The sequence below is a fragment of the Kribbella turkmenica genome, from assembly GCF_004348725.1.
GTDB lineage: Bacteria > Actinomycetota > Actinomycetes > Propionibacteriales > Kribbellaceae > Kribbella > Kribbella turkmenica.
Window position 1 is genome coordinate 22,365 of sequence record NZ_SMKR01000033.1, and the last position, 26,966, is coordinate 49,330.

Below are 26,966 nucleotides of genomic sequence, written 5' to 3' on the forward strand. Positions count from 1 at the left end.
CGTGCCCAAAGCCGCCGAAGAACAGAACCAGTCGCCCGCCCCGGGCTCTCCGGGGCCGGCGGCTTCGGTCCTGACGTCCACCGACACGGCCACACCGCCTCCGGGCGCGCCGGTCAGTGGCTTCCCGGGTGAGTCCGGGCCGCCGCCGGCCGAGCCCCGCAAGCGACTGCCGCGGGTGGAGTCGCTCACCGGCCTGCGCTGGTGGGCGGCGTTCTTCGTTTTCGCGCACCACATGACCAACCTGGCGCCGCTGCCGATCCACGACTTCCTGAAGTACGGCACGTCCGGGGTGACGTTCTTCTTCGTACTGTCCGGATTCGTGCTGACCTGGTCGGCCCAGCCGGGCACGAGGTTCCGGACCTTCTACCGCCGCCGGTTCGCCCGGATCTGGCCGGCCCACATGATCGCGCTGATCGCGGCGGTCTTCGTGTTCTACCGCTTCGATCCGCCCGAGAACATGTGGTGGATCAAGCCGGTCTCGGTCACCGTCATCGTCTTGTCGGTGTTCCTGCTGCACGGCTGGTCGAACGACCCGACCGTCCTGTACGGCGGCAACCCGGCGTCCTGGACGCTGTCCGTGGAGGCGTTCTTCTACGCGTACTTCCCGTTCGTCTGGCGGGCCACGAAACGGCTCAAGCTGGCCGGCGGCCTGATCCTGTGTGCCGCGGTGATCGTGGTCGGTGGGGCCTACCGGCTGGCGTTGTTCCACTACAAGGACGTCGTCCCGGTGCTGCCGCAGCCGATCCTGCACTCGGTGGCGTTCCTGTTCGGCATCGGTCTGGCGATCGCGCTGCGGACCGGCTGGAAGCCGCGGATCCCGGTCTGGTTCGCCTTCCTGGTCACCGCCGGCGGCCTGTTCACGCTGTGGTACTCCGGCGAGCACCCGGCCCAGGTCCCGTTCGCGATCACCATGAGCCTGACCCAGAAGGAAGTCCTCACGCTGCTGTACGGCTTCCTCATCCTGGCCGTCGCCTCCCGGGACACCCAGGGCGGGCGGTCGCTGCTGCGCAGCCGTCCGCTGGTCGCCCTCGGCCAGTGGTCGTACGCCTTCTACCTGGTGCACGCCACCATCCTGTACGCGATCAAGGAGTACCACGGTGTGGCCGGGCCGACCGGCTGGGCCAACCTGATTTGGTACGCCGGGATCTGCGCCCTCTCGATTCTCGTCTCCTGGCTGCTGTACAAGTTCGTCGAGCACCCGCTGGAACGGAAGCTGCGAGGGCCCCGATGAAGAATCACTACCTAGGGGAGTTCCCGTGCGTGTCAGTGTTGTTGCCTTAGGCAAGATCGGGCTGCCGTTGGCGGTCCAGTTCGCGGCCAAGGGTCATCAGGTCGTCGGCGTCGACATCAACCCGGCGACGGTCGAGCAGGTGAACGCCGGGCAGGAGCCGTTCCCGGGCGAGGCACACCTGGCCGAGCTGCTCGCCGAGACCGTGGCCGCCGGCCGGCTGCGGGCGACCACGGACTACGCGGACGCCATCCCCGGCAGTGACGCGGTGGTGCTGGTCGTGCCGCTGTTCGTCGACGAGCGGACCGGTGAGCCGGAGTTCGGCTGGATGGAGAGCGCGACCCGCTCGCTGGCCGAGCACCTCACCCCGGGCACCCTGGTCAGCTACGAGACCACCCTGCCGGTCGGCACCACCCGCACCCGGTGGAAGCCGCTGCTGGAGGAGGTCTCGGGCCTGAAGGAGGGGGCGGACTTCCACCTGGTGTTCTCGCCGGAGCGGGTGCTCACCGGACGCGTGTTCGCGGACCTGCGCAAGTACCCGAAGCTCGTCGGCGGCCTGTCCGAGGAGGGCGCCAAGCGCGCCACCGCGTTCTACGAGGCCGTGCTGGACTTCGACGAGCGCCCGGACCTGGAGCGCGGCAACGGCGTCTGGGACCTGGGGTCGGCCGAGGCGGCCGAGCTGGCGAAGCTGGCCGAGACGACCTACCGCGACGTGAACATCGGCCTGGCGAACCAGTTCGCCCGGTTCGCCGGTGAGCACGGGATCGACGTGCACCAGGTGATCGAGGCGTCGAACTCGCAGCCCTACAGTCACATCCACCGGCCCGGGATCGCGGTCGGCGGCCACTGCATCCCGGTCTACCCGCGGCTCTACCTGTGGACCGACCCGGACGCCACCGTCGTCCGGGCCGCCCGCGAGGCGAACCTCGGCATGCCCGACTACACCATCGGCCTGCTCGAGGGCGCGTACGGCGACCTGACCGGGGCCGAGGTGGTCGTGCTCGGCGCGGCGTACCGCGGTGGCGTCAAGGAGACCGCGCTCTCCGGCGTCTTCCCGGCCGTGGAAGCGTTGAAGTCCCGTGGTGCGGAGGTGTCCGTGCACGACCCGCTGTACACCGACGAGGAGCTCCGTCGGCTCGGCTTCACGCCGTACGCGCTGGGCGCGCCGGTGGACGCCGCCGTGCTGCAGGCGGACCACCCGGAATACGCGCAGTTGACCCCGGCCGACCTGCCAGGGGTGCAGGTGCTCGTCGACGGCCGTGACCGCACCGACCCGGCTCGCTGGGTGGGCGTACGCCGGATCGTGATCGGAAGGCCGGTTCGAGGGTGACAGCTGCCGACCTGCGGGTCGTGATGATGGTCGCGAACGACGTCACCAACGACAGCCGGGTCCGCAAGGAGGCGGCCGCACTGGCCGAGACCGGGGCAGAGGTGACTGTGCTCGGGGTCTCGGCCGGCGATCTGCCGTCGAGGGAGGTTCTCGACGGCGCGCTGATCGTCCGGGTGGCGGTTCCGTTCAGCCTCCGGGAGGAACGGAAGCGGAGCCGGGCGGCCCGCCGGGCCTGGCGCCCGCCCCTGGTGGGGTACAGGAACACGTCGACCTACACCGCCCGCAGCCGGCGGATCGAGGCCGAGCTGAGGGCACTGAAGGCCGACTCCGGGCACGCCGTCGCGGCGGCGAAGGAGGGGAAGCGCAACCCGCTCGGGTTCAAGCTCGGAGTGGCCACCCGGCTGCTGCGCCGGGGGCGCTGGCAGGCGGCCCAGAAGGCCGCCTGGGTCCGCCAGGGGGTCGGCCGGAAGGCCGACGGAACGTTCAAGTTCGGCTGGCGTGCCTACGACGGCGTGATCCACCGGATGCCGTGGCCGGCGCCGTGGCGCCGACTGCACCCGGAAGCACTCGACCTCGAGATGGCCTTCGGTGACCTGATCGACCGGCTCGAGCCCGACGTGGTGCACGCGCACGACATGCACGTCATCGGTGTCGCCACCCGTGCCGCCGGCCGGGCGAAGCTGCGCGGCAAGCACCTGAAGGTCGTCTACGACGCGCACGAGTACGTCGCCGGCCTGTCCCGGTACGGCGGCCGGACCCGCCGGTCGATCGCGGCCTGGGCGAACCACGAGCGCGAGTACATCGGCCAGGCCGACCTGGTGATCACCGTCAGCCCGGCGATCGCGCACCGCCTGCGGCAGGAGCACAAGCTCGGCCACGAGCCCGCGGTGATCATGAACACGCCGAACCCGGCGGACGTGTCGGTCGAGGTGACCGACGTCCGCAGCCGGATCGGGCTGCCTCCGGAGGTCCCCCTGCTGGTCTACAGCGGCGGCGTCACCCGGGCCCGTGGGGTGGAGTCCGCCGTCCAGGCGCTGGTGGAACTGCCGGACGCGCACCTGGCCGTCGTCTGCGTGCCGGGGATCGCGACGGACGCCGTCCGGGCGCTGCAGGCGCTGGCCGCGACACTCGGCGTGGAGAACCGGCTGCACTGCCTCGATCCGGTGAAGCCGGACGAGGTGGTCGCGTTCCTGCGGACGGCGGACGTCGGGCTGATCCCGATCCTGCGCTACCCGAGCCACGAGATGGCGCTGCCGAACAAGCTCTTCGAGTACGCCTTCGCCGGGCTGCCGGTGGTGGTCAGCGACATGCCGAGCATGAAGGAGTTCGTCGACCGGACCCGGATCGGCGAGGTGTTCGTCGCGGCCGACCCGCACGACCTGGCGTCGAAGGTGCGCACGGTCCTCGGCGACCTGGACAGCTACCGCGAGCGCGTGGCGCACCCTGGGTACCAGCAGGAGGTCTCCTGGGCCGGGCAGGCCGACAAGCTGCGCAGCCTGTACGGCGAGCTGGTCGGCCGGCGGCTGACGGTCTCCGAGCCCGCTGACCGGGTGGCGAAGAAGCAGCCTCACCTGCTGATCGGCCCGGTCAACAGCGCCGGCCAGGCGTGGTTGTGGTCCACCGCGCTGGAGCGTGCGGAGCCGGGGCTGGTCGCGGAGTCGCTTACGACGGGCAGCGGCGCGTTCGGCTTCCAAGCGCACCGGACGGGCACGTACCGGCAGTACCGCTCGGACCTGCGCTGGCAGTTGGAGCTCACCGCGTACACATTGCGCACAGTGACCCACGTGCTGTTCGAGGCGGGCCGCCCGATGTTCGGGCAGGAGCGCGGCGCCCTGTGGACGACCGACGTACCCGTGCTCGACTCGGCCGGGATCAAGCACGGCGTGATCTTCCACGGCTCGGACATCCGCGATCCCGCGCGGCACCGGGCGAAGTACCGGTACTCGCCGTTCAGGGACCGCGACGAGGAGCTGACGCAGCGCCTGCAGTCCGCCAACGACGTCATGCGCCGCCACCTCGCGGACTACGAGGGCCCGGTGTTCGTCACCACGCCGGACCTGCTGGAGTTCGTCGAGAACGCCGTCTGGCTCCCGCTGACTGTCGACGGTGAGGAGTTCAGCTCGGCCGAGCCGGTGCTCGAGCGGAAGGTTCCGGTGGTGCTGCACGCACCGTCGGCCAGTGCGCTGAAGGGGTCGGCGTACGTCGACCCGGTGCTCACCGACCTGGACGCGCGCGGCCTGATCACGTACCAGCGGGTCGAGGACGTGCCGCACACCGAGCTGGCGGAGATGGTCCGGAACGCCGACGTCGTGGTCGACCAGCTGCTGCTCGGCTCGTACGGCGTGCTCGCGTGCGAGGCGATGGCGGCTGGACGGCTCACCGTCGGGCACGTCGCGGACTCGGTCCGCGAGCTGCTGCCGACCGACCTGCCGATCGCGGAGGCGACCCCGGACGACCTGGCCGAGGTGATCGAGCGGCTGGTCGCCGAACGCGACCCGGCCCGCAAGCTCGCCGACGCGGGGCCGACGTACGTCCGGGAGCTGCACGACGGCCGGAAGTCCGTCGAGGTCCTGCTGCCGTTCGTGAACGGCGAACCCGAGAACGGCGAGGTTTGAGTGCGGATTCTGATGATCGCGCAGTCCCCGATCGCCGGAGACTCGCGGATCCTCCGGGAGGCGACGGCGCTGGCCGCGGCCGGTCACGAGGTGCACGTGATCGGCCGGGATGTGCCCGATGCCTGGCTGGAGAACCAGCACAGCGAGGTCGGACCGGGAGTGACGGTCGAGTCGGTCTCCCGGTCGGCCGGACTCCGGGGCAGCAACGGCGGACCCGCGGTCGGGCACGGCCGGAACGGGCCGAAGGTGCTGGTCCAGCGGTTCGGCCGGTGGCTGCTGCTGCCGGAGCACCGGAACCGGACCGAGAAGCAGTGGCGGATCGCGGCGGCGCCGCGGGTGGCGGCTGCCGGCCCGTTCGACGTCGTGCACGCGCACGACTTCAACACGCTCGAGCTGGCTGCCTCCTTCGCCGGGCAGTGGTCGGCGGAGCTGGTCTACGACACCCATGAGCTGTGGTTCGACCGGGCGCTTCCCGGCCGCCCGACGCCGTTGTGGCGGGCGCGCGGCCGGCGGTTCGAGGCTGCCTTGGCCGGCAAGGCGCGGCTCGTCATCACGGTGTCCGACGGGATCGCGCAACGGTTGCGGGAACGCGGGCTGGCTGACGTGCGCGTCGTCCGGAACACGTTCCCCCGGGCCGACGAGGTGCCTGCGGCGCTCGACCGGCCGGAGGGACTGCTGTACGCCGGTCGCGTCGGCGCGGGGCGTGATCTGCCGACCGTGGTGGCCGCGGCCCGGCGGTTGGCGCCGTTCCGGACGGTGCTGATGGGGTCGGTGGATCCCAACTACCGCTTGGATCTGGGCCCGGTGGAGAAGGTGGCGGAGCGCTCGATCGACGAGGTCGACGACACGCTGCGGTCCTACGGCATCTCGCTGGTCACGCTCACCAACACCTGCGAGAACCACCGGCTGGCCCTGCCGAACAAGCTCTTCCACGCTGTCCGGGCCGGCGTACCGGTGGTCGCCGCCGATCTTCCGGAGATGCGTGCGGTCGTCACGCAGTACAAGCTCGGAACCCTTTACACACCAGGAGATCCGGCGTCGTTGACCGCGGCCGTGCGTGACGTGATCGACAACTACGGCACCTACGCCGACGGTGCCCGCTCCGCCGCGGCCGAACTCAACTGGGAGAAGGACTCCGCCACCCTCGTCACCGCCTACGCCGAACTCACCCGCTGACCTCCCAGCCCGCCACACCCACAGTCTGGTGGGTCAGCCCACCAGACTGTGGGTCAGCTACCTGGAATCCGGTGGGCCAACCCTGACTCTGGTGGGCTGACCCACCAGAGTGGGATGGGTGTCAGCGGGATGCCTCCACCATCTGGCGCATGAGTTCGGCCGGGTCCTTCTCCGGCTCGGGTTGGGCGAGGCGGGTGGCGGGTATCCGGGACTGCGGGGGTGCCGCGGTCTGCAGGGCCGCGGTGTAGCCGGTGAGCGGCAGGGTGAGGGACGAACGGGCCGGGTCGAGGGTGATGGTGGCGCCGGTGAACGGGATCGACGGGTTGTCGGGTTCGACCGTCAGGACGAGACCCAGCCGATGGCCGGGCCCGAAGACGACGTCGTCGGCGTTCAGCTCGAACGTCAGGTCGTACCACTGGCCCGCCCGCAGCGATTCCTTGGTGTACACGGACCTGTAGTGCCCGACGTCCGCCAGTGTGCGGACGACGACCGACGTGTCCGAGACCGCCGTGTTGACCTGCGTGTCGGCGTAGCACCCGGTGTCGAGCTCGTTCCCGTCACCCCAGCACACCCGGGTGTTCGGCACGTTGGTGACGTTGGTGTACCGGTTCGCCGTACCGTAGTCGACCAGCCGCGCCTTGATGCCGGCGGCAACCTTGTCGACCTTGACCCGGACCGACACCTTCCCGGTCCCGGTGACCCGGACCGCCTTGTCCAGCTCGTCGCTCAGGAACACCGCCCGATCCGGCCGGGCCGTGGCCGGATCGAGAACGACGGTGTCCGCGGACGGCTCGTCCGTCCCGGTGAAGCTCACCGGGTCGCTCGACGCCGCGGCGATCGACAGTCCGCCGGTTCTCGCGCCGGACGCCTTGCTGAGCCTCAAGGTGGTCTGCCTCGCACCGACCGCCGGCCAGCGCGGCTCGTCGTGGAAGGTGCCGTCCTCGCGCTGGACGGTCGCTTGCGGAGTCTGCATGACGCCGTTCTGCAGGCCCTGCAGCCAGTAGTCGAACCACGGGTGCAGCTTGTCCACCCACTGGTCGCGGAAGCTGAAGCCGTCCAGGTGCACGCCCTGGTGCAGGAAGATCTTCCGCGGCACGTCGTAGCGGGCCAGCTGGTCCCACCACTCCCCGAAGTGCCGGGTCTTCACGTTTTCGTCGCCGAGACCGTGGACGACGTACACACTGGCGTGCACGTTGCGCGCGTCCAGGTTGTAGTTGCGCGGGTCCCACCACGTGCTGTAGCTGCCGGTGCGGGTGTCGGAGTCCTGCTCGATCTCGTTCGTCAGCTCGACGCAGCGCGGTGACGCGTCGTTGCTGACGTAGTCGTGCAGGAAGCCCATGTACTCGTCGTAGAAGGGCACACCGAAGCTGCGGGTGTAGTCGTACCAGCTGGAGATCGCGGCGATCGGGACGATGGTCTCGAGGCCGCGGACGCCGGTACTGGCGACCGAGTTGGCGATGGTGCCGTTCCAGGAGACGCCGATCATGCCGGCCTTCCCGGTGGACCAGTCGGCCTCGGCGCGGCCGCCGTCGGCGTTGTAGCCGGGCACTCGGTGGTTCAGCCAGTCGATCACGGCCTTGGTGCCGAGCACCTCCAGGTCCGCGCCGACGTCGCTGCAGCCGGTCGACCGGAACGTGCCGGGCATGTCGACGAATGCGACGGCGTACCCGCGCGGCACGAAGTAGTTGTCCAGCCAGCTGCCGAACACCTGGCGGACACCGTTGCCGTCGAAGTAGGCCTTGTCGTCCCGGGCGTAGTACGGCGAGGCCTGGACGATGACCGGGACGTCGACCTCGGCCTCGGCGGCCTCACCCGGCCGGATCACGTCGACGGTGATCCGGTCGGCGACGCCGTTGGCGTCCCCGTCCAGCTTCGGCACGTCCACCTCGATCCGCTCGTGGATCGCGTTGTCGTAGTCGTACGCCGGCACCGTGGTGGTGCCCTGGACGAACGGTTTGGCGGGTACGGCGGCAGGTCCGGCGGTCGCGGTCAACGCGGCCGGCGGGACCAGCGCGGCGGCGACCAGAAGAGTGATCCCGGTCCGGAACCGAATTCTGCGCATGCGTGCTCCCCCTATGGGCGGTAGGTGAAGACCCATTCTGTCCACAGAACTCATCCAGTTGATCACTTCCTGTGCACAACACGGGAAAACACTCACGCCGTCCGGCGCATCTGGGGAGGTAGGGGACCACCGGGCTGGAGGGAAGCAGGGACATGAGGCGAAGGTTGATCGGCGCGGGGCTCGGTGTCGTACTCGCGGTGGGGCTGATGCCTCCGACTTCGCACCGGCGTCGGAGGCGAGTGGTACGGCGGCCGGCGCGACGTGTGCCGTCGGCCACGCGAACGGCACCGCCACGGTGATCAACAGCCTCGGCAAGGTCGGCAACGCCACCTTCGCCGACCCGATCGACTTCCGCTGGGCATGGGTGGACTTCGCCGAGGACCTGAACGGCGAGTGATCCAGGTGGGGCGACGACTGGTGGGCGCGGGACGTGGTGCGGTCCTTGCACTGGCGGTGGCCGCCGGCCGCGGAGGCAGTTGTGACCGCACCGCTGTCTCTGCATCCCCCGACGACCCGCGGTTGACCTCCAGCCGGCGTGAGGTGCTCTCCTCCCGCAGGACGGCCCGCGCGAGACCGGAGCGGACCTCCCCGCAGTCGGTCGTCGATTTGCGTGCTGTTCGCGGTCGGTCAGCCGCGGGTCTGCTTCATCCGAGCGCTCTACTTCGAACCGCCAGCTCCTCGGCGGTGATCAGGTCGGTGTGCGTGCCGGGAGAGCCGCAGGCCCAGGCGCCGGCGATCGATCCGGCGAGGGCGGCGTCGTACCAGCCGACGCCGTCGAGCCGCCGGGCCAGGAAGGCCGCGACGTAGGCGTCACCGGCGCCGTTCGTGTCGACGACGGGTCGGTCGGGCAGGTCGACGGCCGGGATGTGCAGCGGGGCTCGGTCGCGGACGTGCAGGTAGCTGCCGTCGGCGCCGGACATCGCGACCACCACCTCGGCGCGGCCGTTGGCGAAGATCCAGTCGACCGCGTCGGCCCGCAGCGCGCTGGTGGAGACGAAGACGATGTCGGCGGCGGTCGCGAAGTCCTTGTGATAGTCGTTCCGGCCGTCCCAGTCGTGCAGGTCGGTGGAGATCGTGCAGTCCGCGGCCAGTGCGTCGGACAGCGCGTCCCGGGCGAAGTCCATGATCGAGACGTGCACGTGGGTCGCGTGGGCGACGTTCGTGCGCCAGAGGTCGGGGTCGACGCGCAGTCCGGCCGGGTGGCGGGCGTCGTACAGGGCGAGGCGCCCGCCGTCGGGGGTGACCAGGTTCACCGATCGACGGGTACCGCTCGGATGGAGCGCGACGTGCAGCGGCATGCGGAGGTCGTCGTACAGGCGGCGGATGCGGTAGCCCTCGGCGTCGTCGCCGATCACGTCCGCGAGACCGGCGCGCAGCCCGAGCAGGTGGCAGCCGAGCGCGACGCCGTGGCCGGTGTGGCCGACGTACGACTCGACCGGGTCGACGTGGATCGTCTCGACGGCGGGCAGCGGCAGCGCCGGAACCCGCACGACGGTGTCGACCCCGACACCGCCGATCACGAACACGTCCAGTTCCATACCCCCGTCATACCCGACTTCCGCCAGGGGTGACAGGTGCCGTTCGTGCATGTGGACAGCGGCAAGCTCGCCTCATGGTGGGCGCACACACCATCCGGTGGACGCGTACAGGAAATAGCCTGGGGCAAGCCACCAGACCCTGTGCGAGCCCTCGCTATGCGGTCGCCGCTCCCACCCGAACCAACCACACCCGCCCCGGAGCGTGCGGCGACACTGTGCGTCACCGCACGCCCGGCGTACCGGTTACTGCTTGATCGGGGCGCCGGTCTTGGACTGGAGGTCGTCGAAGGTGACGCCGTCGGCGAGCTCGACCAGTTCCAGCCCTTCCTCGGTGACGTCCAGGACGGCGAGGTCGGTGATGATCCGGTCGACCACCCCGCGGCCGGTGTACGGCAGGTCGCATTCGGTGAGGATCTTGTGCGAGCCGTCCTTCGCGACGTGCTCCATCAGCACGATCACCTTCTTGGCGCCGTGCACCAGGTCCATCGCGCCGCCCATGCCCTTGACCATCTTCCCGGGGATCATCCAGTTCGACAGGTCGCCGGTGGCCGACACCTGCATGGCGCCCAGGATGGCCGCGTCGATCGCGCCGCCGCGGATCATCCCGAACGACAGCGACGAGTCGAAGAACGATGCCCCCGGCAACGTCGTGACGGTCTCCTTGCCGGCGTTGATCAGGTCCGGGTCCTCGTCCCCCTCGACCGGGTACGGGCCGACGCCGAGGATGCCGTTCTCGCTCTGGAGGACGACGGTGACGCCGTCCGGGATGTAGTTCGGCACCAGCGTCGGCAGGCCGATGCCGAGGTTCACGTACGAGCCGTCCTCGAGCTCGGCGGCGGCCCGGGCGGCCATCTGCTCACGGGTGAGCGGCATCTCAGGCCTCCATCTTCTCGCGCTGGGCCTCGTAGGCCTCGCGGGGCTGTACCGTGCGCTTCTCGATCCGCTTCTCGATGTCCTTGCCGACGGCAACGACCCGCTGGACGTAGACGCCCGGCAGGTGGATCTCGTCCGGGTCCAGCTCACCAGGCTGGACCAGCTCCTCGACCTGGGCGATGGTGACCCGGCCGGCCATCGCGGCCAGCGGGTTGAAGTTCCGCGCGCTCCGGTCGAACACCAGGTTGCCGTGGGTGTCGCCCTTCAGCGCGTGCACCAGGCCGAAGTCGGTGGTGATCGACTCCTCCAGCACGTAGGTGGTGCCGTTGATCTCCCGGGTCTCCTTCGGCTCCGAGGCCTTCGCGACCGAGCCGTCGGTGTTGTACTTCTGCGGCAACCCGCCCTCGGCGACCTGCGTGCCGACACCGGCGGGCGTGAAGAAGGCGGCGATCCCGCAGCCGCCGGCCCGCAGCTTCTCGGCCAGCGTGCCCTGCGGCGTCAGCTCGACCTCGAGCTCACCGGACAGGAACTGCCGGGCGAACTCCTTGTTCTCCCCGACGTACGACGACGTCATCTTGGCGATCCGCTTGTCCGCGAGCAGGATTCCCAGGCCCCAGTCGTCGACACCGCAGTTGTTCGACACCACGCTCAGCCCGGTCACCCCCTTGGCGTGCAGGGCGCTGATCAGCTCCATCGGGTTGCCGCACAGCCCGAAGCCGCCGACCGCGAGGCTCGCGCCGTCGCCGATGTCGTCGACCGCGGCCTGCGGCGAGTCGTACGTCTTGTCCATCCGGCTGCTCCGTTGCAGTGTCGAGGGCTGGGTCGCTCTCGACTCTAACCAGCCGTCCGGGACTCCGGCGAGAGCCACCTGTGTGGCCGCTGCCACAGGTGTGCCGGCGTCCTACAGCGAAGTGTGCCGAGGTCCTATGCGGAGGCTTCGGAGTTGATCAGCAGGTTCAGCTCGTGCATGGCTTCGTAGCGCGCGTCTTCCAGTTCGTCGGAGTCGCGGGACAGTACGACGGCAAGATGCTCCCTCGCGGTCAGCAGGTCGCCGCTGCACCGCGCGGTTCGGGCGAGGCCGATGTGAGCCGCGGCCGCCGTCTCCGGCAGGTCGGCGTGCTCGGCCAGGGCCAGTGCCCAGCTGAAGTCCTCGCCGGCCGCGTCCAGGTCGCCCTGGTGCCGGTGGAGCTCACCGCGTTGGCACAGCAGCAGCCCGGACTCCTCGTCGGCCCGGAGCTTCTCGGCCAGCTCCAGTGCCTCGCTGATGACCTCGACCGGGTCGTCGACGACGTCCCTGAGGGCTGTCAGCGCCAGGAACATCCCCCAGCGGTCGTCGAGCATCCGGAAGCGACCCAGCGCCGTACGGAGGGCTTGGGCGGCCTCGCCCGGGATCGCGCCGGTCAGACCGGGGTAGCCGCGGCACAGCTCGACCGCGGCCCGGGTCCAGGCGTCACCGTCCTCGTTGCGCTCGAGGACCTCCTCCACCACCGCTTGGGACTCGAACGGCCCGAACACGAGCGCCCACAGCAGCACGGTCACGGAGTACTTGAAGGGGCCTGTCGTGGCGGCAACGATCTGCTGGGCGAGCTCCAGCTGCTCCTGCTCGGCCGACGCTGCGCCGTGCAGCACGGTCAGCAGGTACTCCTCGTCGAGCCCGACAGGCACCGTCCGGCCCAGGATGCTCAGTACGCGCTCGGCAGCCGCGGCGGCCTCGTCCTGCAGGCCGCTCGACCACCAGTAGCCGGAGTACTCCGCGACCAGTCGCAGGGCGGTGCGGGGATCGGTGTCGCAGGCGTGCTCGATAGAGCTCACGACCTGCTCGTCGTACCCGCCGCCACCCCCGAAGTCCACGTGACTCATTGTCACCCCGAGGGGTGGACGGCGAGTCACCGGGGCTCAGAAGCGCAGGACGCCCCAGCGGTCCGGTCGGTGCATATCGGCCACGTACTGCGGCGACCACACCCAGAAGTCGAGCTCGCTGCCCTTCACGTAGGCACCGTCGACGACCTCGTGCGGCCACTCGCAGCGCATCAGGTTCATCCGCCACTCGTCACCCGGGTTCGGCGGGGTGGCCCGGCCCTCGTTGTACGACGCCAGGTCGGCCCACGGTACGGCGAGCTCCACCGACCAGCCGGTGTCCGTGTCGGACGGGTCGTTGAGGGTGCCGTCGATGTGCAACGCGGTCCGCAGGCCCGGCAGGTTGGTCGGGTCCACCGGGACGCCGCCGTCGACGTACGGCTTCGGCAGGGTGAGCTCCCAGATCGTGCCGAGCGGGTTGATCTCGAACTCGTAGTAGTTCAGCCCGTCGCCGTCCGGGTCGAGGAACAGCTCGAAGTTGTTCTCCTCGAACAGCTTGGTGTTCTTCTCCCTCATCGTCGACCAGACGTGCGGCTCCTCGAGCAGACCGCCGACGTAGAGGTACTCGTCGTCGTACATCAGCTTCGCCCGGGTCCGTAACCGCGGCCGCGGACCCTCGCCGGTGATGTCGACGAAGTCGGTCGTCCAGGGCGCGACCTCCCAGGCCGGGTCGGTCAGGGTCCCGTCGAGGGCCGGGGCGGCCGGCGTACGCGGGCAGTCGTAGACGGGCAGGTCAGGCATCGGCACGCTCCAGCAGTCGGGCGACGAGGTTGGCGACGAGGAAGGTGATCGTGGTCAGCGCCGGCACGACGGCCAGGGCCCACGGCGAGGACAGGTGCTCGGTGAGGAAGGCGAGGACGACGACCAGCATGAAGGCGACGCCGAGGAACGCCACCAGCCTGGGATGCGGCATCGCCAGCCGGCTCAGGGCGAGCCCGCCGAGGACGATCGTGACGACCACGATCAGCACGAGCAGGGGGAGGCCGAGCGCGCCGCAGTTCGAGGTGTCGCGGACGCGCTCGCAGCCGCGCTCACTCAGCCACACCAGCGCGACGGTCGCGAAACCGCACAGCAGCCCGACGACGGCGAGGATGAGCGCCGGCGGCAGCGGCGGGCCGTCGTACCGGCCCTCGTCCGCCTCGTCGGCCCGGTCCTCGTCGGCCGCTTCCAGCACGGCCTCCAGGTCGGCTGGCATCCGGCCGTCGTCGTCCTCTGAGCTCATTGCCGCAGGCTACCGACTCAGGCTGCGCCAAGCGATCGTGCGATCGCGTCCCGTACGGCGGTGTCGGTCGGGGCCGGCACACCGCGCTCGGCCGCGAGCTCTGCCAGCGAGACCATCGTCACGTCGTGCAGGCCACAGCTCGTGAACGTGTGAAACACGGTCAGGTCGGGGTCGACGTTCACGGAGAAGCCGTGGCTGGTGACCCCGCGCCGGATCCGCATCCCGATCGAGCACAGTTTCCGCCCGTCCTCGGTCCACACCCCGACGAGACTGCGCGCGCCTTTCGGCGTGTCCCGTCGTACCAGCGGGAACCCGAGCGAACCGAGCGCCTCGATCAGCCCGTTCTCCACCCACCGCACGACGTCCACCGGCCCTCGCTGCTTCAGGTCGATCACCAGGTAGCCGACCAGCTGACCCGGCCCGTGGTACGTGGCGAACCCGCCACGATCCACCGCGACCGCCGGAATCCCGGCCGCCTCCGCCGGCAGGTCGTCCAGCACGGTCCGCGGTCCGTACGTGATCACCGGCGGATGACTCAGCAGGAACAACCGGTCCCCGGCCGTCCCCGCCAGCCGCTCCTCGACCCAGCCCTGCATCTCCTTGGCCGCGACGTCGTACTCGACCTGACCCAGCTCCACACGCTGCACGGATCCAGCAAAGCACGAGGGCGGTGACCGGAGTCACCGCCCTCGATTGGTCGGGCTGACAGGATTTGAACCTGCGACCTCTTCGTCCCGAACGAAGCGCGCTACCAAGCTGCGCCACAGCCCGAAGCCGGAGTTAGCTTACATGCGCCTGCGGCTGGGACGAAATCGGGTTGTTTCGCGGGACCAGGGTGAGCAGGGTCGCCTCGGGTCGGCAGGCGAATCGGACCGGCGCGTACGGCGACGTACCCAGGCCGGCGGAGACGTGCAGAGCCGCCTGACGGCCGTCGTGGCCCCAAGTGGACAGGCCCTTGACCCGGGACGTGTCCAGGTCGCAGTTGGTCACCAGCGCCCCGTAGAACGGCACTGCCAACTGACCGCCGTGCGTGTGCCCGGCCAGGACCAGCGGATACCCGTCGCCGACGAATCCGTTCAGCACCCGCTGGTACGGCGCGTGCGTGACGCCGATGGACACGTCGGCCGACGGGTCCACCTCGCCCGCGACCTCGTCGTACCGGTCGCGCTTGATATGCGGGTCGTCGGTGCCGGCGAAGTCCAGCCGGAGCCCGTTCACCTTCAACGTCGCCTTCGCGTTGTTCAGGTCGGTCCAGCCGGCGCCGGTGAAGGCGCGGCGCATCTTCTCGAACGGCAGGTCCGGGCCGTGCGGCTTGTGCCGCTGCTTGTGCGCGGGCAGCAGGTACTTCCCCGGGTTCTTGAAGTGCGGCTTCCAGTAGTCGTTGGAGCCGAACACGAACACGCCCGGGAGGTCGAGCAGGTCGCCGTACGCCCGGAGCAGCGGCGGCACCGACCGCTCGTGCGCCAGGTTGTCGCCGGTGTTCACGATCAGATCGGGCTCGAGCGCGGCCAGCTCGTTGACCCAGGCGATCTTGCGCTCCTGCGCCGGCATCAGGTGCAGGTCGGACAGGTGCAGGACCTTCAGCGGGTCCGCGCCCTGCGGCAGCACCGGGACGGTCACTCTGCGCAGCGCGAACCACCGCACCTCGACGCCGGCCGCGTACGCGACGCAGGCGGCGCCCACGGCGCCCACGACCGCCGTGGCCTTGAGGGTGGTGGTGGCAAGCCCGCTCAAACTCATTTCACCAGCCTGCCACAATCTCAGGTATGTCCAACTCCGATATGAAGCAGCGGCTGCACGACGACATGACCGCCGCCCTGAAGGCACGTGACGAGATCCGCAAGTCGACCCTGCGGATGGCGCTGACCGCGGTCACCAAGGCGGAGGTGGCCGGCAAGGAGGCCCGCGACCTCAGCGACGCCGAGATCGTCGACGTGCTCAGCGCGGAGGCGAAGAAGCGCCGCGAGTCCGTCACCGCGTACCGCGAGGCCGGCCGCGACGAGCTCGCCGACAAGGAACAGGCCGAGGCGGACATCCTGGCCGAGTACCTGCCCGAGCAGCTCACCCAGGAGGAGATCGTCGCCCTGGTTACCGAGACCATCGCCGCGACCGGCGCCGCCGAGCTCGGCCCGCGCGGCATCGGCAAGGTCATGGGTGCCCTCCAGCCCAGGACCAAGGGCAAGGCCGACGGCGCCGTCGTCTCCGCCGAGGTGAAACGCCAGCTCGGCGCCTGACCGCCCTAACGCCGGCCGCAGTTCGGGTACTTCGGGTTCCAGGGCGGACAGTTCGGGTTGATCGTGGTGGGCGGCGCCGGGGGATTGGTGGTGTTCTGCGGCGGCCGCGGGGTGTTCTGCGGCTGGCTCTTCCGGGAGCCGTTGGAGATGTGGATGGTGACCGTCGAGCCCGCGGGTGCGCCGTCTCGCTGCCGCGGGGTGGTGTAGGCGACCGTGCCCGCGGTCTCCTCGGAATTCACCGTGCCCGGCGCGATCGCGGCCTCGAACCCCGCCTGGCGGAGCTTGTTCGCCGCGTCCTCCGGGCTCATCCCGTTGACGAACGGCAGGTCCTTCACGTCCCCGCGCACGGTCTTGTCCGAGGCCGCGGTGAACTTCGTCGCCGGGTAGTACCGCAGCGCGTTCTCCATCGCGGTCATCCACAGTGGACCGGCGGTCCCCGAACCGGACGCGTCGCGGATCTTCCTGCCGTCCAGCGTCAGCTTGGCCAGATCGACGTACGGCGGCGACGCGTCCGCGACGACGGAGGCGGCGGCGAGCTTGCTGGAGTAGCCCGCGTACCAGACGGCGCGGTTGCCCTGGATGGTTCCGGTCTTGCCGGCCAGGTCGCTCTTGCCGAACTTCAGCTTCGAACCGGTACCGCCAGGTTCCATCACCTGGTGCAGGACGGCGTTGACGCCGTCGGCGACCTCGGGGGCCAAGGCCTGCTTGCAGTCCGCGCCCGGGGCGTTGATCGACTTGCCGGTCGGGCCCTTGATGGCGGTCACCAGCCACGGCGTGCAGTACATGCCGCGCGCGGCGAAGGCGGCGTACGCGCTGGCCATCTGCACCGGGGTCACGTAGCCGACGCCGAGCGTCATCGAGACCACCTGGTCCAGCGGCTGACCGGTCTGGGCGTTGTAGAGCCCCAGGGACTGGGCGATCTTCGCGATCGGGCACAGCCCGACCTGCTGCGACAGCAGTAGGAAGTAGGTGTTGGTCGACTTCTGCGCCGCCTGGATCATCGTCGGCACAGGCACGTTCGTGGTGGAGTTGCTCGGCGTGTACGAGTCGAAGGACTCGGTCGTGCCGTTGCAGGTGCTGAACTTCTTCCGGGTCAGGTCGATCTCGTTCGGCGAGTTGATCTTGTAGTTCAGCGGGAAGCCCTTCTGGATCGCGGCGGCGATGGTGAAGGCCTTCATCGTCGAGCCGTTCTGGAACCCGCCGTAGCCACCGGCGTAGGACTTCTCGACGTTGTAGTTGTACGACGTCTGACCCTTCTTGTTGCCGTACGGCCGGCTCTGCACCATCCCCTTCACCAGGCCGGTGCCCGGTTCGACGATCGTGATCGCGGCGGCCGCGCTGTCGCCGGCCTTCGAATGCTCGTCGATCGACTTCTGGGCGGCGGCCTGGATCTTCGGGTCGAGCGACGTCCGGATGGTCAGGCCAGCGGTCTTGAGGTAGTTGCGCCGGTCGGTCTCGGACTTGCCGAAGGCCGGGTTCTTCGTCAGCTCGGCGACGACGTACTCGCAGTAGAACGGGTACTTCGAGTTCGCGCAGCCGAGTTTGTTCGGGCGGATCTTGGCCGGGTCGACGACCGGGGTCTTGAGCGCGGCGTTGGCCTGCGTGGCCGAGATGACCTTGAGCTCGAGCATCCGCCGGATGACCACGTCGCGGCGGTCCTTGGCGCGCTTCATGTTGTTGGTCGGGTCGTAGCCGGTCGGGTTCTTCACCAGGCCGGCCAGCAGCGCGGCCTGCGGCAGGGTGAGCTGGGAGGCGTGCACCTGGAAGTAGTGCAGGGCCGCGGCCTCGATCCCCCAGGCGCCGTCACCGAAGTTGGCGAGGTTGAGGTACTTCTCCAGGATCTCGTTCTTGGAGTACTGCTTCTCGACCGCGATCGCGTACCGGAGCTCGGTGACCTTGCGCTGGTAGGTCTCGGCGGTGGCGGCCGCGACCTCCTCCGGCGTGTTCGCCTTCTCGACCAGGCTCATTTTCACGTACTGCTGGGTGATGCTCGAACCACCCTGCTGCACGGAGCCTTCGGACTGGTTCCGCAGCAGCGCGCGCAGGGTGCCCTTGAGGTCCAGCGCACCGTGCTCGTAGAACCGGTCGTCCTCGATCGCGACCATCGCCTTCTGCATGATCGGCGCGACCTTGCTGAGCTTGACCGGTACCCGGTTCTGCTCGGCCAGGGTGGCAATCAGGGTGCCGTCGGCGGCCAGGATGGTGCTCTTCTGCTTGAGCGGCACCTCGTCGAACTGCTGCGGCAGGTCCTGCAGGGTCTCGGAGGTCTTCTCGGTGGTGAAGCCGGCCAGACCGGCGAACGGGATGGCGAGGCCGGCGGCCAACGCCCCCGACAGCACGCTCACCCCGAGGAACAGAACAACCGACTGGACGACTCCCCGGTCGCCCTTCTCCCTGACGCGCATGTGGATAAAGACTACGGGATCGCTCGGTTGGGTTACCTCATCTCCTGTGAGTTCGGTCACCACCTGCCGGAGTGTTCCGGAGAAGTTCATCCCAAAGGAGGAGGGCCCGGGCGTGAGCCCGGGCCCTCCTGTCGTCCGTCGGTCAGGCGGCGTACTGGTGTGCGTCCACCTGCGCCGGTACCAGCGCCAGGTCGAGAACCTCGCGGACGTCGCTGACCGGGTGCACCGTCAGCTCGGCCAGCACGGACTCCGGCACGTCCTCCAGGTCCGGCTCGTTCCGCTTCGGAATGAGGATCGTGGTCAGTCCGGCCCGGTGGGCGGCGAGCAGCTTCTGCTTAACCCCGCCGATCGGGAGGACCCGGCCGGTCAGCGAGACCTCACCGGTCATCGCGACCTCCGAGCGGACCGGCCGTCCGGACAGCAGCGACGCCAGCGCGGTCGTCATCGTGACGCCCGCCGACGGCCCGTCCTTCGGGACCGCTCCGGCCGGAACGTGGATGTGGGCGTTCCGCTCGGCCAGGTCGCCGACCGGCAGTCCCAGCTCCGCGCCGTGCGACCGCAGGTACGACAGGGCGATCTGCGCCGACTCCTTCATCACGTCACCGAGCTGTCCGGTCAGCGTGACCCCGGTCGGGCCGGTCTCCTTGTCGGCCAGCGACGCCTCGACGAAGAGCACGTCACCACCCGCGCCGGTCACCGCCAGCCCGGTCGCCACTCCGGGAAGCGCCGTACGCTCGGCCGACTCCGGAGTGAACTTCGGCGAACCCAGGTACCCCTTGAGGTCCCCGGAGCCGATCCGCACCGACGCCGTCTCCGAACCGTCCAGCGCGAGCTGCGCGGTCACCTTGCGCAGGACCCGGGCGATCGACCGCTCGAGCTGCCGTACGCCGGCCTCCCGCGTGTACTCGCCCGCCAGCAGTCGCAGCGCCAAGTCGTCGACGGCCACCTCGTCCGCCGTCAGGCCCGCCCGCTCCAGCTGCCGCGGGAGCAGGTGGTCGCGGGCGATCGTGACCTTCTCGTCCTCGGTGTACCCGTCCAGCTGCACCAGTTCCATCCGGTCCAGCAGCGGCGCGGGGATGGAGTCCAGCACGTTCGCCGTGGCCAGGAAGACCACGTCGGACAGGTCCAGCTCGACCTCCAGGTAGTGGTCCCGGAAGGTGTGGTTCTGCGCCGGGTCGAGGACCTCCAGCAGGGCAGCGGTCGGGTCGCCGCGGTAGTCCGCACCCACCTTGTCGATCTCGTCCAGCAGGACGACGGGGTTCATCGAGCCGGCCTCGGTGATCGCCCGGACGATCCGGCCGGGCAGCGCACCGACGTACGTCCGCCGGTGGCCGCGGATCTCCGCCTCGTCCCGGACGCCGCCCAGCGCGACCCGGACGAACTTCCGGCCCATCGCCCGAGCCACGGACTCACCCAGCGAGGTCTTACCCACGCCTGGAGGACCGACCAGGGCCAGTACGGCGCCACTGCGGCGTCCGCCGACCACTCCGAGACCACGGTCCGCGCGGCGGCGCCGTACGGCCAGGTACTCGGTGATGCGCTGCTTCACGTCGTCCAGGCCGGCGTGGTCCGCGTCCAGCACGGCCCTGGCCTCCCGGATGTCGTAGCTGTCCTCGGTCCGCTCGTTCCACGGCAGCTCCAGGACGGTGTCCAGCCAGGTCCGGATCCAGCCGACCTCGGGGGACTGCTCGGCGGTCCGCTCGAGCTTGTCGACCTCGGCGAGCGCGGCCTTGCGCACGTGCTCGGGCAGGTCGGCCGCCTCGACGCGGGCCCGGTAGTCCTCCTCCTCGGACTCGGCCTTGCCGTCCAGCTCGGCCAGTTCCTTGCGGATCGCGGCCATCTGCTGGCGCAGCAGGAACTCCCGCTGCTGCTTCTCCATGCCCTCCTGGACGTCCTTCTGGATCGTCTCGGACACCTCGAGCTCGGCAAGGTGGTCGCGGACCCAGCCGATCAGCTTCTCCAGCCGCTCGGACACGTTCGCGTTCTCGACCAGCCAGGACTTCTGCTCGTTGCTCAGGTACGACGCGTAGCCGGCCAGGTCGGACAGCTCGGACGGGTCGTTCACCTGCTTCACGGAGTCGATGACCTGCCAGGCGCCGCGACGCTGCAGCACCGAGGTCACCAGGGTCTTGTACTCGCGGGACAGTTCGGCGGACCGGGCGTCGGTGATCTCGTGCATCACCGTCGCGCCCACCCACAGCGCCGCACCCGGGCCGGTGGTCCCGGCGCCGATCCGGACCCGCTGGGCCCCGCGGATCACGGCCGCCTGGGCACCGCCCGGCAGCCGGCCGATCTGCTCGATCTCACCGAGCACCCCGGCCTTGGCATATTTCCCGTCCAGCCGCGGCACCAGGAGAACCTGGTCCTGACCCGAGGCCTGCGCCGCGTCGATGGCCGCCCGGGCCTCGCTGTCGGCGAGTCGGACCGGCACGACCATCCCCGGCAGGACCACGGCGTCGTCCAGTGGCAGAACAGGAAGATTCAACGTATCGGTCACGCTGTCACACCCTTTTCGAGATTGAGTCTGACAGGCTCAACCGTGGGTGCGACCAGGTCATTCCCGCCGTTCGCTGACGGTGAAACCGGGGAGTCCGGACCCTCAGGCCATCACAATGCGCCTCCCGGCTCCCGTGTGAGCGCGACCATCCGCGTCCGACCCGCGTTGTGATGGCCTGGCGGTCCGGTCTCAGGCCGTGAGCAGGTCGCCGATCTGGCGTAGACCGGTGAGGTCGTGCACGTCGTCGGCGAGCGCCGGCACCTCGACGGTCGGGATCGAGCGGTGACCGCGGCGGAAGCGGTCGGCCCGTTTGTGGTCGCCGACCACCTGCTGCATCTTGTCCGCGTGCAATCGCAGTACGGCGGCTGTCAGCGGTGACTTGTCACTCTCCTCGAGCCGCTCGGCCGCGGCGAGTGACCGCTCCGCCGACAGGTCCGGCGCATGGGTGCCCGTCACCCGGTTCAGCACGACGCCGGCCAGCGGCATGCTCTCCGCACGCAGACGCTCGGCGAAGTACGACGCTTCCCGCAGCGCGTCGTTCTGCGGTGCCGCCACCACCAGGAAGGCCGTGTGCGGCTCACGCAGCAGCGCCACCGTCTGCTCGGCCCGCTGCCGGAAGCCGCCGAACAACGTGTCGAAGGCGGCGACGAACGTCTGTACGTCGGTCAGCACCTGGGCGCCGAGCACCTTGTTCATCACCGACATGGCCATATTCACCCCGGCCGACATCAGTTTGAACGGGCCGCGGGCCGGTGCGAGCAGCAACCGGAGGAACCGGCCCTCCAACAGCGACGCCAGCCGTTCGGGCGCGTCCAGGAAGTCCAGCGCCGACCGCGACGGCGGGGTGTCCACGACGATCAGGTCCCAGTCGCCCGAGCGCTCGGCCTGCTTGTGCAACTGGCCGAGCTTCTCCATCGCCATGTACTCCTGCGTCCCCGCGAACGACGACGACAGCGCCAGGTAGAACGGGTTGGCCAGGATCTGTTCGGCCTTCTCCGGGGTCGCGTGCGCGAGCACGACCTCGTCGAAGGTCCGCTTCATGTCCAGCATCATCGCGTCCAGCCGCCCGCCGTTGACGGCGCTCACCTCGGCCACGGCCCGCGGTGTGTTGTCCAGCTCGGTCAGCCCGAGCGACTGCGCCAGCCGCCGCGCCGGGTCGATCGTGAGTACGACGACCTTTCGTCCGCGCTCGGCGGCCCGCAGCCCGAGCGCCGCCGCCGTGGTCGTCTTCCCGACCCCACCCGCGCCACAGGTCACGATGATACGCGTGCCCGGATCGTCGATCAGGGCGTCCAGATCCAGCTCGCTCACGCGCGCAACTCCTCGGCCAGGTCGAACAGGGCCCCTTGGTCGATGCCGTCGGGCAGCAGCGGCAGCGTCGTCACCTTCTTGCCCAGGGCATCTATCCGGTCGCGGTTCTCGCGTTCCAGGCCGACCCGGACGGCGTGGTCGCGGGCCTCGGCGACCAGCGTCGCGACGAGCCCCTTGCTGACCGCGATCCCGGCCGAGCGCAGGCCCTTGCCGATCTCCGTCGCCGGCAGTTTCTCCTTCACCGCAAGGGCGAGCGCGTCGTCGTCGAGCGGGCTGTTGCGGACCATGTTGACCACGATCGAGCCGATCCGCAGGTCGAGCGCCTCCAGCTGGCCGACCGCGTCGAGGGTCTCCTGGACCGGCATCTCCTCGAGCAGCGTGACCAGGTGGATCCGGGTGACGTCCGACCGCAGCATGCCCATGATCGCGTCCGCCTGGTTGCGGATCGGCCCGACCTTGGCCAGGTCCGCGACCTCGTGGTTCACGTTCAGGAACGGCGCGATCCGCCCGGTCGGCGGCGCGTCCAGGACGACGGCGTCGTACGCGAGCCGGCCGTGCGACTTCCGCCGGGTGGCCTCGTAGACCTTGCCGGTGAGCAGTACGTCGCGCAGCCCCGGAGCGATCGTGGTGACGAAGTCGATCGCGCCGACCTTGTCGAGCGCCTTCCCGGCCCGGCCGAGGTGGTAGTACATGTCGAGGTACTCCAGCAGGGCCGCCTCGGCGTCCACAGCCAGCGCGAACACGTCGCCGCCACCGGGACCTTGGGCGATCCGGCGTTCGACGTACGGCAGCGGCGGGACGTCGAACAGCTGGGCGAGCCCTTGCCGGCCCTCGACCTCGACGAGCAGGACGCGCTTGCCCTGCTCGGCCAGTGAGAGCGCCATGGCAGCCGCAACGGTCGTCTTCCCGGTGCCCCCCTTCCCGGTGACCACATGCAGCCTCGCCATACGGTCCAGCGTAGGACGTGGCCCGCAGCACACCGACCGGGGCGGTGGGGCGGGGAAGGGTATTTGGCTCAGCAGGCGCCCGTTAGAGTCCCCATCATGAAGAAGTTCGAGTACTTCACCGCGCCGCTGCTGGTCCACTCGACCAAGGAGATCCTGGACAACTTCGGCCAGGACGGCTGGGAGCTGGTCCAGGTCGTCCCGGGCCTCAACCCGGAGAACCTGGTCGCCTACTTCAAGCGGGAGATCGAGGACAAATGAGCCACCCCGAGGAGAAGCTGGCCGAGCTCGGCCTGAAGCTGCCCGAGGTGGCCAAGCCGGTCGCCGCGTACGTACCCGCGCTGCGGACCGGGAACCTGGTCTACACCTCCGGCCAGCTGCCGCTGCGTGACGGCACCCTGATCGCCACCGGCAAGGTCGGCGACGCCGTCAGCGCCGAGGTCGCGAGCGAATGCGCCCAGCAGTGCGCGCTGAACGGGCTGGCCGCGATCAAGGCCGAGATCGGCGACCTGGCGAACATCACGCGGATCGTCAAGGCGGTCGCGTTCATCGCCTCGACGCCGGACTTCACCGGTCAGCCGCAGGTCGCGAACGGCGCCTCGGAGCTGTTCGGCCAGGTCTTCGGCGCCGCCGGCCAGCACGCCCGCAGTGCGGTCGGCGTCCCGGTCCTGCCGCTGGACGCGCCGGTCGAGATCGAGCTGATCGTCGAGGTCGGCTGACGATCTCGTGCGGGATCTGACGTCCGAGCTCCTGTCCGGCCGGATGGCCGAGGCGGCACTCGACCATGTCCGGTCCGGCCGGACGCCGGCCGAGCCGCGGCCCGCGTCGACTGTGATCCTGCTGCGTGGCACTGCCGCCGGTCCGGAGGTCTACCTTCTCCGGCGGCAACGCACGATGGCGTTCGCGGCGGGGATGACGGTCTTCCCGGGCGGCCGGGTCGACGCCACCGACTCGACCGTTGCCGACTCCTGGTCCGGCCCGGCGCCGGCGTGGTTCGCGGACCGGCTGGGGTGCGACGAGCAGACGGCCTCGGCGTACGTCGCCGCCGCGGTGCGGGAGACGTTCGAGGAATCGGGGGTGCTGTTGGCCGGCCCGTCCACCGAGACGGTCGTCGGCGACACCACCGGTGACGACTGGGAGGCCGACCGGGTCGCTCTGGAGGAGCGGTCCCTCGGGTTCGCCGACTTCCTGCACCGGCGGGGTCTGGTCCTCCGTGCCGATCTGCTGGGCCCGTGGGCGCACTGGATCACGCCGGAGTTCGAGCCCAGGCGGTACGACACCCGCTTCTTCGTCGCCGCCCTGCCGGCCGGCCAGGTGACCCGCGACGTGACGAGTGAGTCCGACCAGGTGGCCTGGACGCGGCCGGCCGACGCGGTCGCGGCCGTCGACTTGGGCGAGATGCTGATGCTGCCCCCGACGTACGTCTGCTGCCGCGACCTCACGCCGTACGACGACGTCGCCGCGATCCTGACCGCCGCCGGCGAACGCGAGATCCGGCCGGTCCTGCCCACCGTCCGGGTGGCCGGCGACCAGGCATATCTGGAGACGACATGAACACCCAGTACGCGACGTTGGTGCGGGCCGGCAACCCCGGGCCGATGACGCTGGACGGGACGAACACCTGGATCCTGCGGGCGCCGGGCTCGGACCAGTCGGTGGTCGTCGACCCCGGGCCGATGCTCGAGGACCACCTGCGGGCCGTGCTCGACGCCGCCGGTGACGTGGCCGTCGTACTGCTGACCCACAAGCACCCCGATCACTCCGAGGGTGCCTCCTGGTTCGCCAACCAGGCCGGCTGCGGCGTACGGGCGGTGGATCCGGCCTTCCGCATTCCGACCGACCACGCCCACGGCCTCGCCGAGGGGGACGTGATCACTGCCGGCGGCCTCAGGATCGAGGTCCTGCCGACGCCCGGCCACACCATGGACTCGGTCTGCTTCTGGCTTCCGCAGGACGGCTCGCTGCTGACCGGCGACACCGTCCTCGGCCGCGGCACGTCCGTGGTGGCCCATCCGGACGGCGCCCTCGGGCCCTACCTCGAGTCCCTCGACCGCCTCCTGGCCTTCGCGAACTCAGCGGCCGGAGTCGACCGCCTGCTCCCGGGCCACGGGCCGGTCATCGAGGTTCCCACCGACGTCCTCACCTACTACATCGACCACCGGCGCGAGCGTCTGGACCAGGTCCGGGCAGCCGTCGCGGCCGGCCACACCACACCGGCAGCGGTCGTCGAACACGTCTACGCCGACGTCGACCGCTCCCTCTGGCCCGCCGCCGAACGCTCGGTCCGGGCCCAGCTGGACTACTTGAACGGATAACCCCTCGGGCCGCCCCTTCTCCCTTCGTGACAGGAACGGAGAAGGCACACCACGGACGGATATCCGTTCATGGGTGTTGTCCACAGATCTGCGGTCGGGCGTCCGCGGAACGGGCCGGGCCGACATGCTGGTGAGGTGAATCCGAAACTCAGGATCATCGCCGGACGGCAAGGTGGCGTCTTCAGCCGACGACAGGCCATGGCGAGCGGATACACCCCGCGCCAGATCGTCGATCGCCTGGACGACGGCCGGTGGGAACGGATCAGGCGCGGGCAGTACGCCGAGCGGCTCGACACCAGCGCGTTGCCGCACTGGGAGAAGCAACGGACTGCGCACATCCGTGCCATCCATGCTGTGCTGAACTCACTCCGCGATGGCTCGGTGGTGGTAAGCCACCAGTCCGCTCTTGCCCTGCACGGGCTGCCGCTGTGGGGTCTCGACCTCGCACGGGTCCACGTCACGCGGGTGAGCGATCGCTCCGGTGGCCTGGTCGCGGGAGTCGTGCACCATCTGGGCCGCCTCTCCCCGGCCGATCTGGTGCACGTCGACGTACCGGCGACGACCGCTCTCCGGGCAATGGTCGAAACGGCCTGTACGGCGCCCTTCAAGGCCGCAGTCGTCAGCGCGGACGCCGTACTGCGTGCGCACGGGTCCGACGAGGAGAACTTGCGCCGGCTGATGCAGGAGTTCGAGTTCTGGCCGGGCAGTCCGACCGCGCGGGCTGCAGTCGGATTCGCCGATCCGCTGTCCGAGTCGGTCGGCGAATCGCGCTTGCGAGTGCTGATGCATCAGTTCGACCTGCCCAGGCCGATCCTTCAAGCCGAGTTCGCGGATGCCGACGGCTTCGTCGGCCGGGTCGACTTCTACTTCCCGTCGTACAACACGGTGGTCGAGTTCGACGGACTCCTCAAGTACGGCGGTGTGGGGTCGGAGGCGCTCGTCAGGGAGAAACACCGCGAGGACCGGTTGCGCGCGTTGGGTCTCGAGGTGGTCCGGTCCACCTGGTCGGACTTCGACCGGCCGGCGCACCTGGCCGACAGGATCCGGCAAGCGTTCACCCGACCCAACCGCGCCGCATGACCCGCTGCGCCGAGTGACCCAGCCGCGCCGCATGCCCCGCTGCGCCGAGTGACCCAGCCGCGCCGCATGCCCCGCTGCGCCGAGTGACCCAGCCGCGCCGAGTGCCTGCCTGACCTCCGCCGGGCTGAGCGCTGCCCGCCCCTCGCGCTCACACACGCGATGGGTTATCCGGCCGGGTTGCCCCTTCTCCGCCCCTGACACGAGGTGACAACCGGCAACTTGAGGGGAGAACCCATGCAAGTTGCTGGCGCCGGTGCCGGCGGGTGCGGGGCGCCGGGG

Annotated in this window: 23 protein-coding genes and 1 tRNA gene; 10 read left to right on the forward strand and 14 right to left on the reverse strand. The window is 70.0% G+C overall.

Features of this window, described 5'->3' with window-relative positions:
• Window position 1: 1 nt before the first annotated feature.
• Genes E1218_RS10210 through E1218_RS10225 form a run of 4 tightly spaced genes read left to right on the forward strand, consistent with a single transcriptional unit; the run spans window position 2 to window position 6,349 of the window.
• Window positions 2-1,231, forward strand: coding sequence for an acyltransferase family protein (locus E1218_RS10210; protein ID WP_165949220.1), 1,230 nt, complete (start codon window positions 2-4; stop codon window positions 1,229-1,231).
• Between the two features lie 25 nt (window positions 1,232-1,256).
• Window positions 1,257-2,558, forward strand: a complete 1,302-nt coding sequence (locus tag E1218_RS10215) for a nucleotide sugar dehydrogenase (protein ID WP_132318658.1) — start codon at window positions 1,257-1,259, stop codon at window positions 2,556-2,558.
• Window positions 2,555-5,173, forward strand: a complete 2,619-nt coding sequence (locus tag E1218_RS10220; RefSeq protein WP_132318660.1) for a glycosyltransferase family 4 protein — start codon at window positions 2,555-2,557, stop codon at window positions 5,171-5,173. The genes E1218_RS10215 and E1218_RS10220 overlap by 4 nt, the downstream gene beginning before the upstream one ends.
• A complete protein-coding gene (locus tag E1218_RS10225; protein WP_132318662.1) occupies window positions 5,174-6,349 on the forward strand; it encodes a glycosyltransferase in 1,176 nt (391 codons plus the stop codon).
• Between the two features lie 121 nt (window positions 6,350-6,470).
• On the opposite strand, the gene E1218_RS10230 is transcribed toward E1218_RS10225, so the two are convergent.
• From E1218_RS10230 to E1218_RS10280, 10 genes are all read right to left on the reverse strand, one after another.
• Entirely contained in the window at window positions 6,471-8,411 is a 1,941-nt protein-coding gene (locus E1218_RS10230) for a CocE/NonD family hydrolase (protein ID WP_132318664.1), read from the reverse strand.
• A gap of 644 nt (window positions 8,412-9,055) precedes the next feature.
• Window positions 9,056-9,949 (reverse strand): carbohydrate kinase family protein, encoded by an 894-nt coding sequence (locus tag E1218_RS10240; protein WP_132318668.1) that lies wholly within the window; start codon window positions 9,947-9,949, stop codon window positions 9,056-9,058.
• A gap of 243 nt (window positions 9,950-10,192) precedes the next feature.
• Complete coding sequence (locus E1218_RS10245; RefSeq protein ID WP_132318670.1) at window positions 10,193-10,822, reverse strand: CoA transferase subunit B; 630 nt, start codon at window positions 10,820-10,822, stop codon at window positions 10,193-10,195.
• A 1-nt stretch (window position 10,823) separates the two neighbouring features.
• Window positions 10,824-11,612, reverse strand: a complete 789-nt coding sequence (locus E1218_RS10250) for a CoA transferase subunit A (protein ID WP_132318672.1) — start codon at window positions 11,610-11,612, stop codon at window positions 10,824-10,826.
• Window positions 11,613-11,746: 134 nt separating this feature from the next.
• Window positions 11,747-12,673 carry a hypothetical protein gene (locus E1218_RS10255; protein WP_132318673.1) on the reverse strand — a complete coding sequence of 309 codons (927 nt, stop codon included), beginning with the start codon at window positions 12,671-12,673 and terminating at the stop codon, window positions 11,747-11,749.
• A 45-nt stretch (window positions 12,674-12,718) separates the two neighbouring features.
• Window positions 12,719-13,420 (reverse strand): carbohydrate-binding family 9-like protein, encoded by a 702-nt coding sequence (locus E1218_RS10260; RefSeq protein ID WP_132318675.1) that lies wholly within the window; start codon window positions 13,418-13,420, stop codon window positions 12,719-12,721.
• Complete coding sequence (locus E1218_RS10265; RefSeq protein ID WP_233712135.1) at window positions 13,413-13,901, reverse strand: hypothetical protein; 489 nt, start codon at window positions 13,899-13,901, stop codon at window positions 13,413-13,415. Before E1218_RS10265 ends, E1218_RS10260 begins: the two co-directional genes overlap by 8 nt.
• Window positions 13,902-13,918: 17 nt before the next feature.
• Window positions 13,919-14,548, reverse strand: a complete 630-nt coding sequence (gene lipB, locus E1218_RS10270; RefSeq protein ID WP_233712136.1) for a lipoyl(octanoyl) transferase LipB — start codon at window positions 14,546-14,548, stop codon at window positions 13,919-13,921.
• A 47-nt stretch (window positions 14,549-14,595) separates the two neighbouring features.
• Window positions 14,596-14,672, reverse strand: a tRNA-Pro gene (locus tag E1218_RS10275).
• A gap of 9 nt (window positions 14,673-14,681) precedes the next feature.
• Window positions 14,682-15,641: a metallophosphoesterase gene (locus tag E1218_RS10280; protein ID WP_132318677.1), complete on the reverse strand. Its 960-nt coding sequence runs from the start codon at window positions 15,639-15,641 to the stop codon at window positions 14,682-14,684.
• 26 nt (window positions 15,642-15,667) lie between these two features.
• On the opposite strand from E1218_RS10280, the gene E1218_RS10285 reads away from it, so the two are divergent.
• Window positions 15,668-16,135 carry a GatB/YqeY domain-containing protein gene (locus tag E1218_RS10285; RefSeq protein WP_132318679.1) on the forward strand — a complete coding sequence of 156 codons (468 nt, stop codon included), beginning with the start codon at window positions 15,668-15,670 and terminating at the stop codon, window positions 16,133-16,135.
• 5 nt (window positions 16,136-16,140) lie between these two features.
• Here the strand turns inward: E1218_RS10285 and E1218_RS10290 are convergent, their stop codons facing one another.
• The 4 genes from E1218_RS10290 to E1218_RS10305 all read right to left on the reverse strand — a co-directional run bounded on the left by E1218_RS10290 (window position 16,141) and on the right by E1218_RS10305 (window position 23,295).
• The gene (locus tag E1218_RS10290; protein WP_132318681.1) at window positions 16,141-18,540 is read right to left on the reverse strand and encodes a penicillin-binding protein; all 2,400 of its coding nucleotides are present in this window, start codon (window positions 18,538-18,540) and stop codon (window positions 16,141-16,143) included.
• A 142-nt stretch (window positions 18,541-18,682) separates the two neighbouring features.
• Window positions 18,683-21,037, reverse strand: a complete 2,355-nt coding sequence (gene lon / locus E1218_RS10295) for an endopeptidase La (protein ID WP_132318683.1) — start codon at window positions 21,035-21,037, stop codon at window positions 18,683-18,685.
• 189 nt (window positions 21,038-21,226) lie between these two features.
• Window positions 21,227-22,348, reverse strand: a complete 1,122-nt coding sequence (locus E1218_RS10300) for an ArsA family ATPase (RefSeq protein WP_132318685.1) — start codon at window positions 22,346-22,348, stop codon at window positions 21,227-21,229.
• Window positions 22,345-23,295: an ArsA-related P-loop ATPase gene (locus E1218_RS10305; protein WP_132318687.1), complete on the reverse strand. Its 951-nt coding sequence runs from the start codon at window positions 23,293-23,295 to the stop codon at window positions 22,345-22,347. The genes E1218_RS10300 and E1218_RS10305 overlap by 4 nt, the downstream gene beginning before the upstream one ends.
• Window positions 23,296-23,391: 96 nt before the next feature.
• Here E1218_RS10305 and E1218_RS35985 point away from each other — a divergent pair, with 96 nt between their 5' ends.
• The 5 genes from E1218_RS35985 (at window position 23,392) to E1218_RS10325 (ending at window position 26,687) form a co-directional block, all read left to right on the forward strand.
• Complete coding sequence (locus E1218_RS35985) at window positions 23,392-23,553, forward strand: DUF4177 domain-containing protein (protein WP_165553378.1); 162 nt, start codon at window positions 23,392-23,394, stop codon at window positions 23,551-23,553.
• Window positions 23,550-24,011, forward strand: a complete 462-nt coding sequence (locus tag E1218_RS10310) for a RidA family protein (protein WP_132318689.1) — start codon at window positions 23,550-23,552, stop codon at window positions 24,009-24,011. Before E1218_RS35985 ends, E1218_RS10310 begins: the two co-directional genes overlap by 4 nt.
• Before the next feature lie 7 nt (window positions 24,012-24,018).
• Window positions 24,019-24,846: an NUDIX hydrolase gene (locus tag E1218_RS10315; RefSeq protein ID WP_325052824.1), complete on the forward strand. Its 828-nt coding sequence runs from the start codon at window positions 24,019-24,021 to the stop codon at window positions 24,844-24,846.
• Window positions 24,843-25,607, forward strand: coding sequence for an MBL fold metallo-hydrolase (locus tag E1218_RS10320; RefSeq protein ID WP_132318691.1), 765 nt, complete (start codon window positions 24,843-24,845; stop codon window positions 25,605-25,607). The genes E1218_RS10315 and E1218_RS10320 overlap by 4 nt, the downstream gene beginning before the upstream one ends.
• A gap of 69 nt (window positions 25,608-25,676) precedes the next feature.
• A complete protein-coding gene (locus tag E1218_RS10325) occupies window positions 25,677-26,687 on the forward strand; it encodes a type IV toxin-antitoxin system AbiEi family antitoxin domain-containing protein (protein WP_132318693.1) in 1,011 nt (336 codons plus the stop codon).
• The last annotated feature ends 279 nt before the right edge of the window (window positions 26,688-26,966 follow it).

Excerpts from the sequence above, each read along its gene's own strand:
- E1218_RS10285 (WP_132318679.1), top strand. The coding sequence starts at position 15,668 with ATGTCCAACTCCGATATGAAGCAGCGGCTGCACGACGACATGACCGCC.
- E1218_RS10250 (WP_132318672.1), bottom strand. The coding sequence starts at position 11,612 with ATGGACAAGACGTACGACTCGCCGCAGGCCGCGGTCGACGACATCGGC.
- E1218_RS10305 (WP_132318687.1), bottom strand. The coding sequence starts at position 23,295 with ATGGCGAGGCTGCATGTGGTCACCGGGAAGGGGGGCACCGGGAAGACG.
- E1218_RS10265 (WP_233712135.1), bottom strand. The coding sequence starts at position 13,901 with ATGAGCTCAGAGGACGACGACGGCCGGATGCCAGCCGACCTGGAGGCC.
- E1218_RS10320 (WP_132318691.1), top strand. The coding sequence starts at position 24,843 with ATGAACACCCAGTACGCGACGTTGGTGCGGGCCGGCAACCCCGGGCCG.
- E1218_RS10290 (WP_132318681.1), bottom strand. The coding sequence starts at position 18,540 with ATGCGCGTCAGGGAGAAGGGCGACCGGGGAGTCGTCCAGTCGGTTGTT.
- E1218_RS10280 (WP_132318677.1), bottom strand. The coding sequence starts at position 15,641 with ATGAGTTTGAGCGGGCTTGCCACCACCACCCTCAAGGCCACGGCGGTC.
- E1218_RS10240 (WP_132318668.1), bottom strand. The coding sequence starts at position 9,949 with ATGGAACTGGACGTGTTCGTGATCGGCGGTGTCGGGGTCGACACCGTC.
- E1218_RS35985 (WP_165553378.1), top strand. The coding sequence starts at position 23,392 with ATGAAGAAGTTCGAGTACTTCACCGCGCCGCTGCTGGTCCACTCGACC.
- E1218_RS10310 (WP_132318689.1), top strand. The coding sequence starts at position 23,550 with ATGAGCCACCCCGAGGAGAAGCTGGCCGAGCTCGGCCTGAAGCTGCCC.
- E1218_RS10325 (WP_132318693.1), top strand. The coding sequence starts at position 25,677 with ATGGGTGTTGTCCACAGATCTGCGGTCGGGCGTCCGCGGAACGGGCCG.
- E1218_RS10260 (WP_132318675.1), bottom strand. The coding sequence starts at position 13,420 with ATGCCTGACCTGCCCGTCTACGACTGCCCGCGTACGCCGGCCGCCCCG.
- E1218_RS10245 (WP_132318670.1), bottom strand. The coding sequence starts at position 10,822 with ATGCCGCTCACCCGTGAGCAGATGGCCGCCCGGGCCGCCGCCGAGCTC.
- E1218_RS10230 (WP_132318664.1), bottom strand. The coding sequence starts at position 8,411 with ATGCGCAGAATTCGGTTCCGGACCGGGATCACTCTTCTGGTCGCCGCC.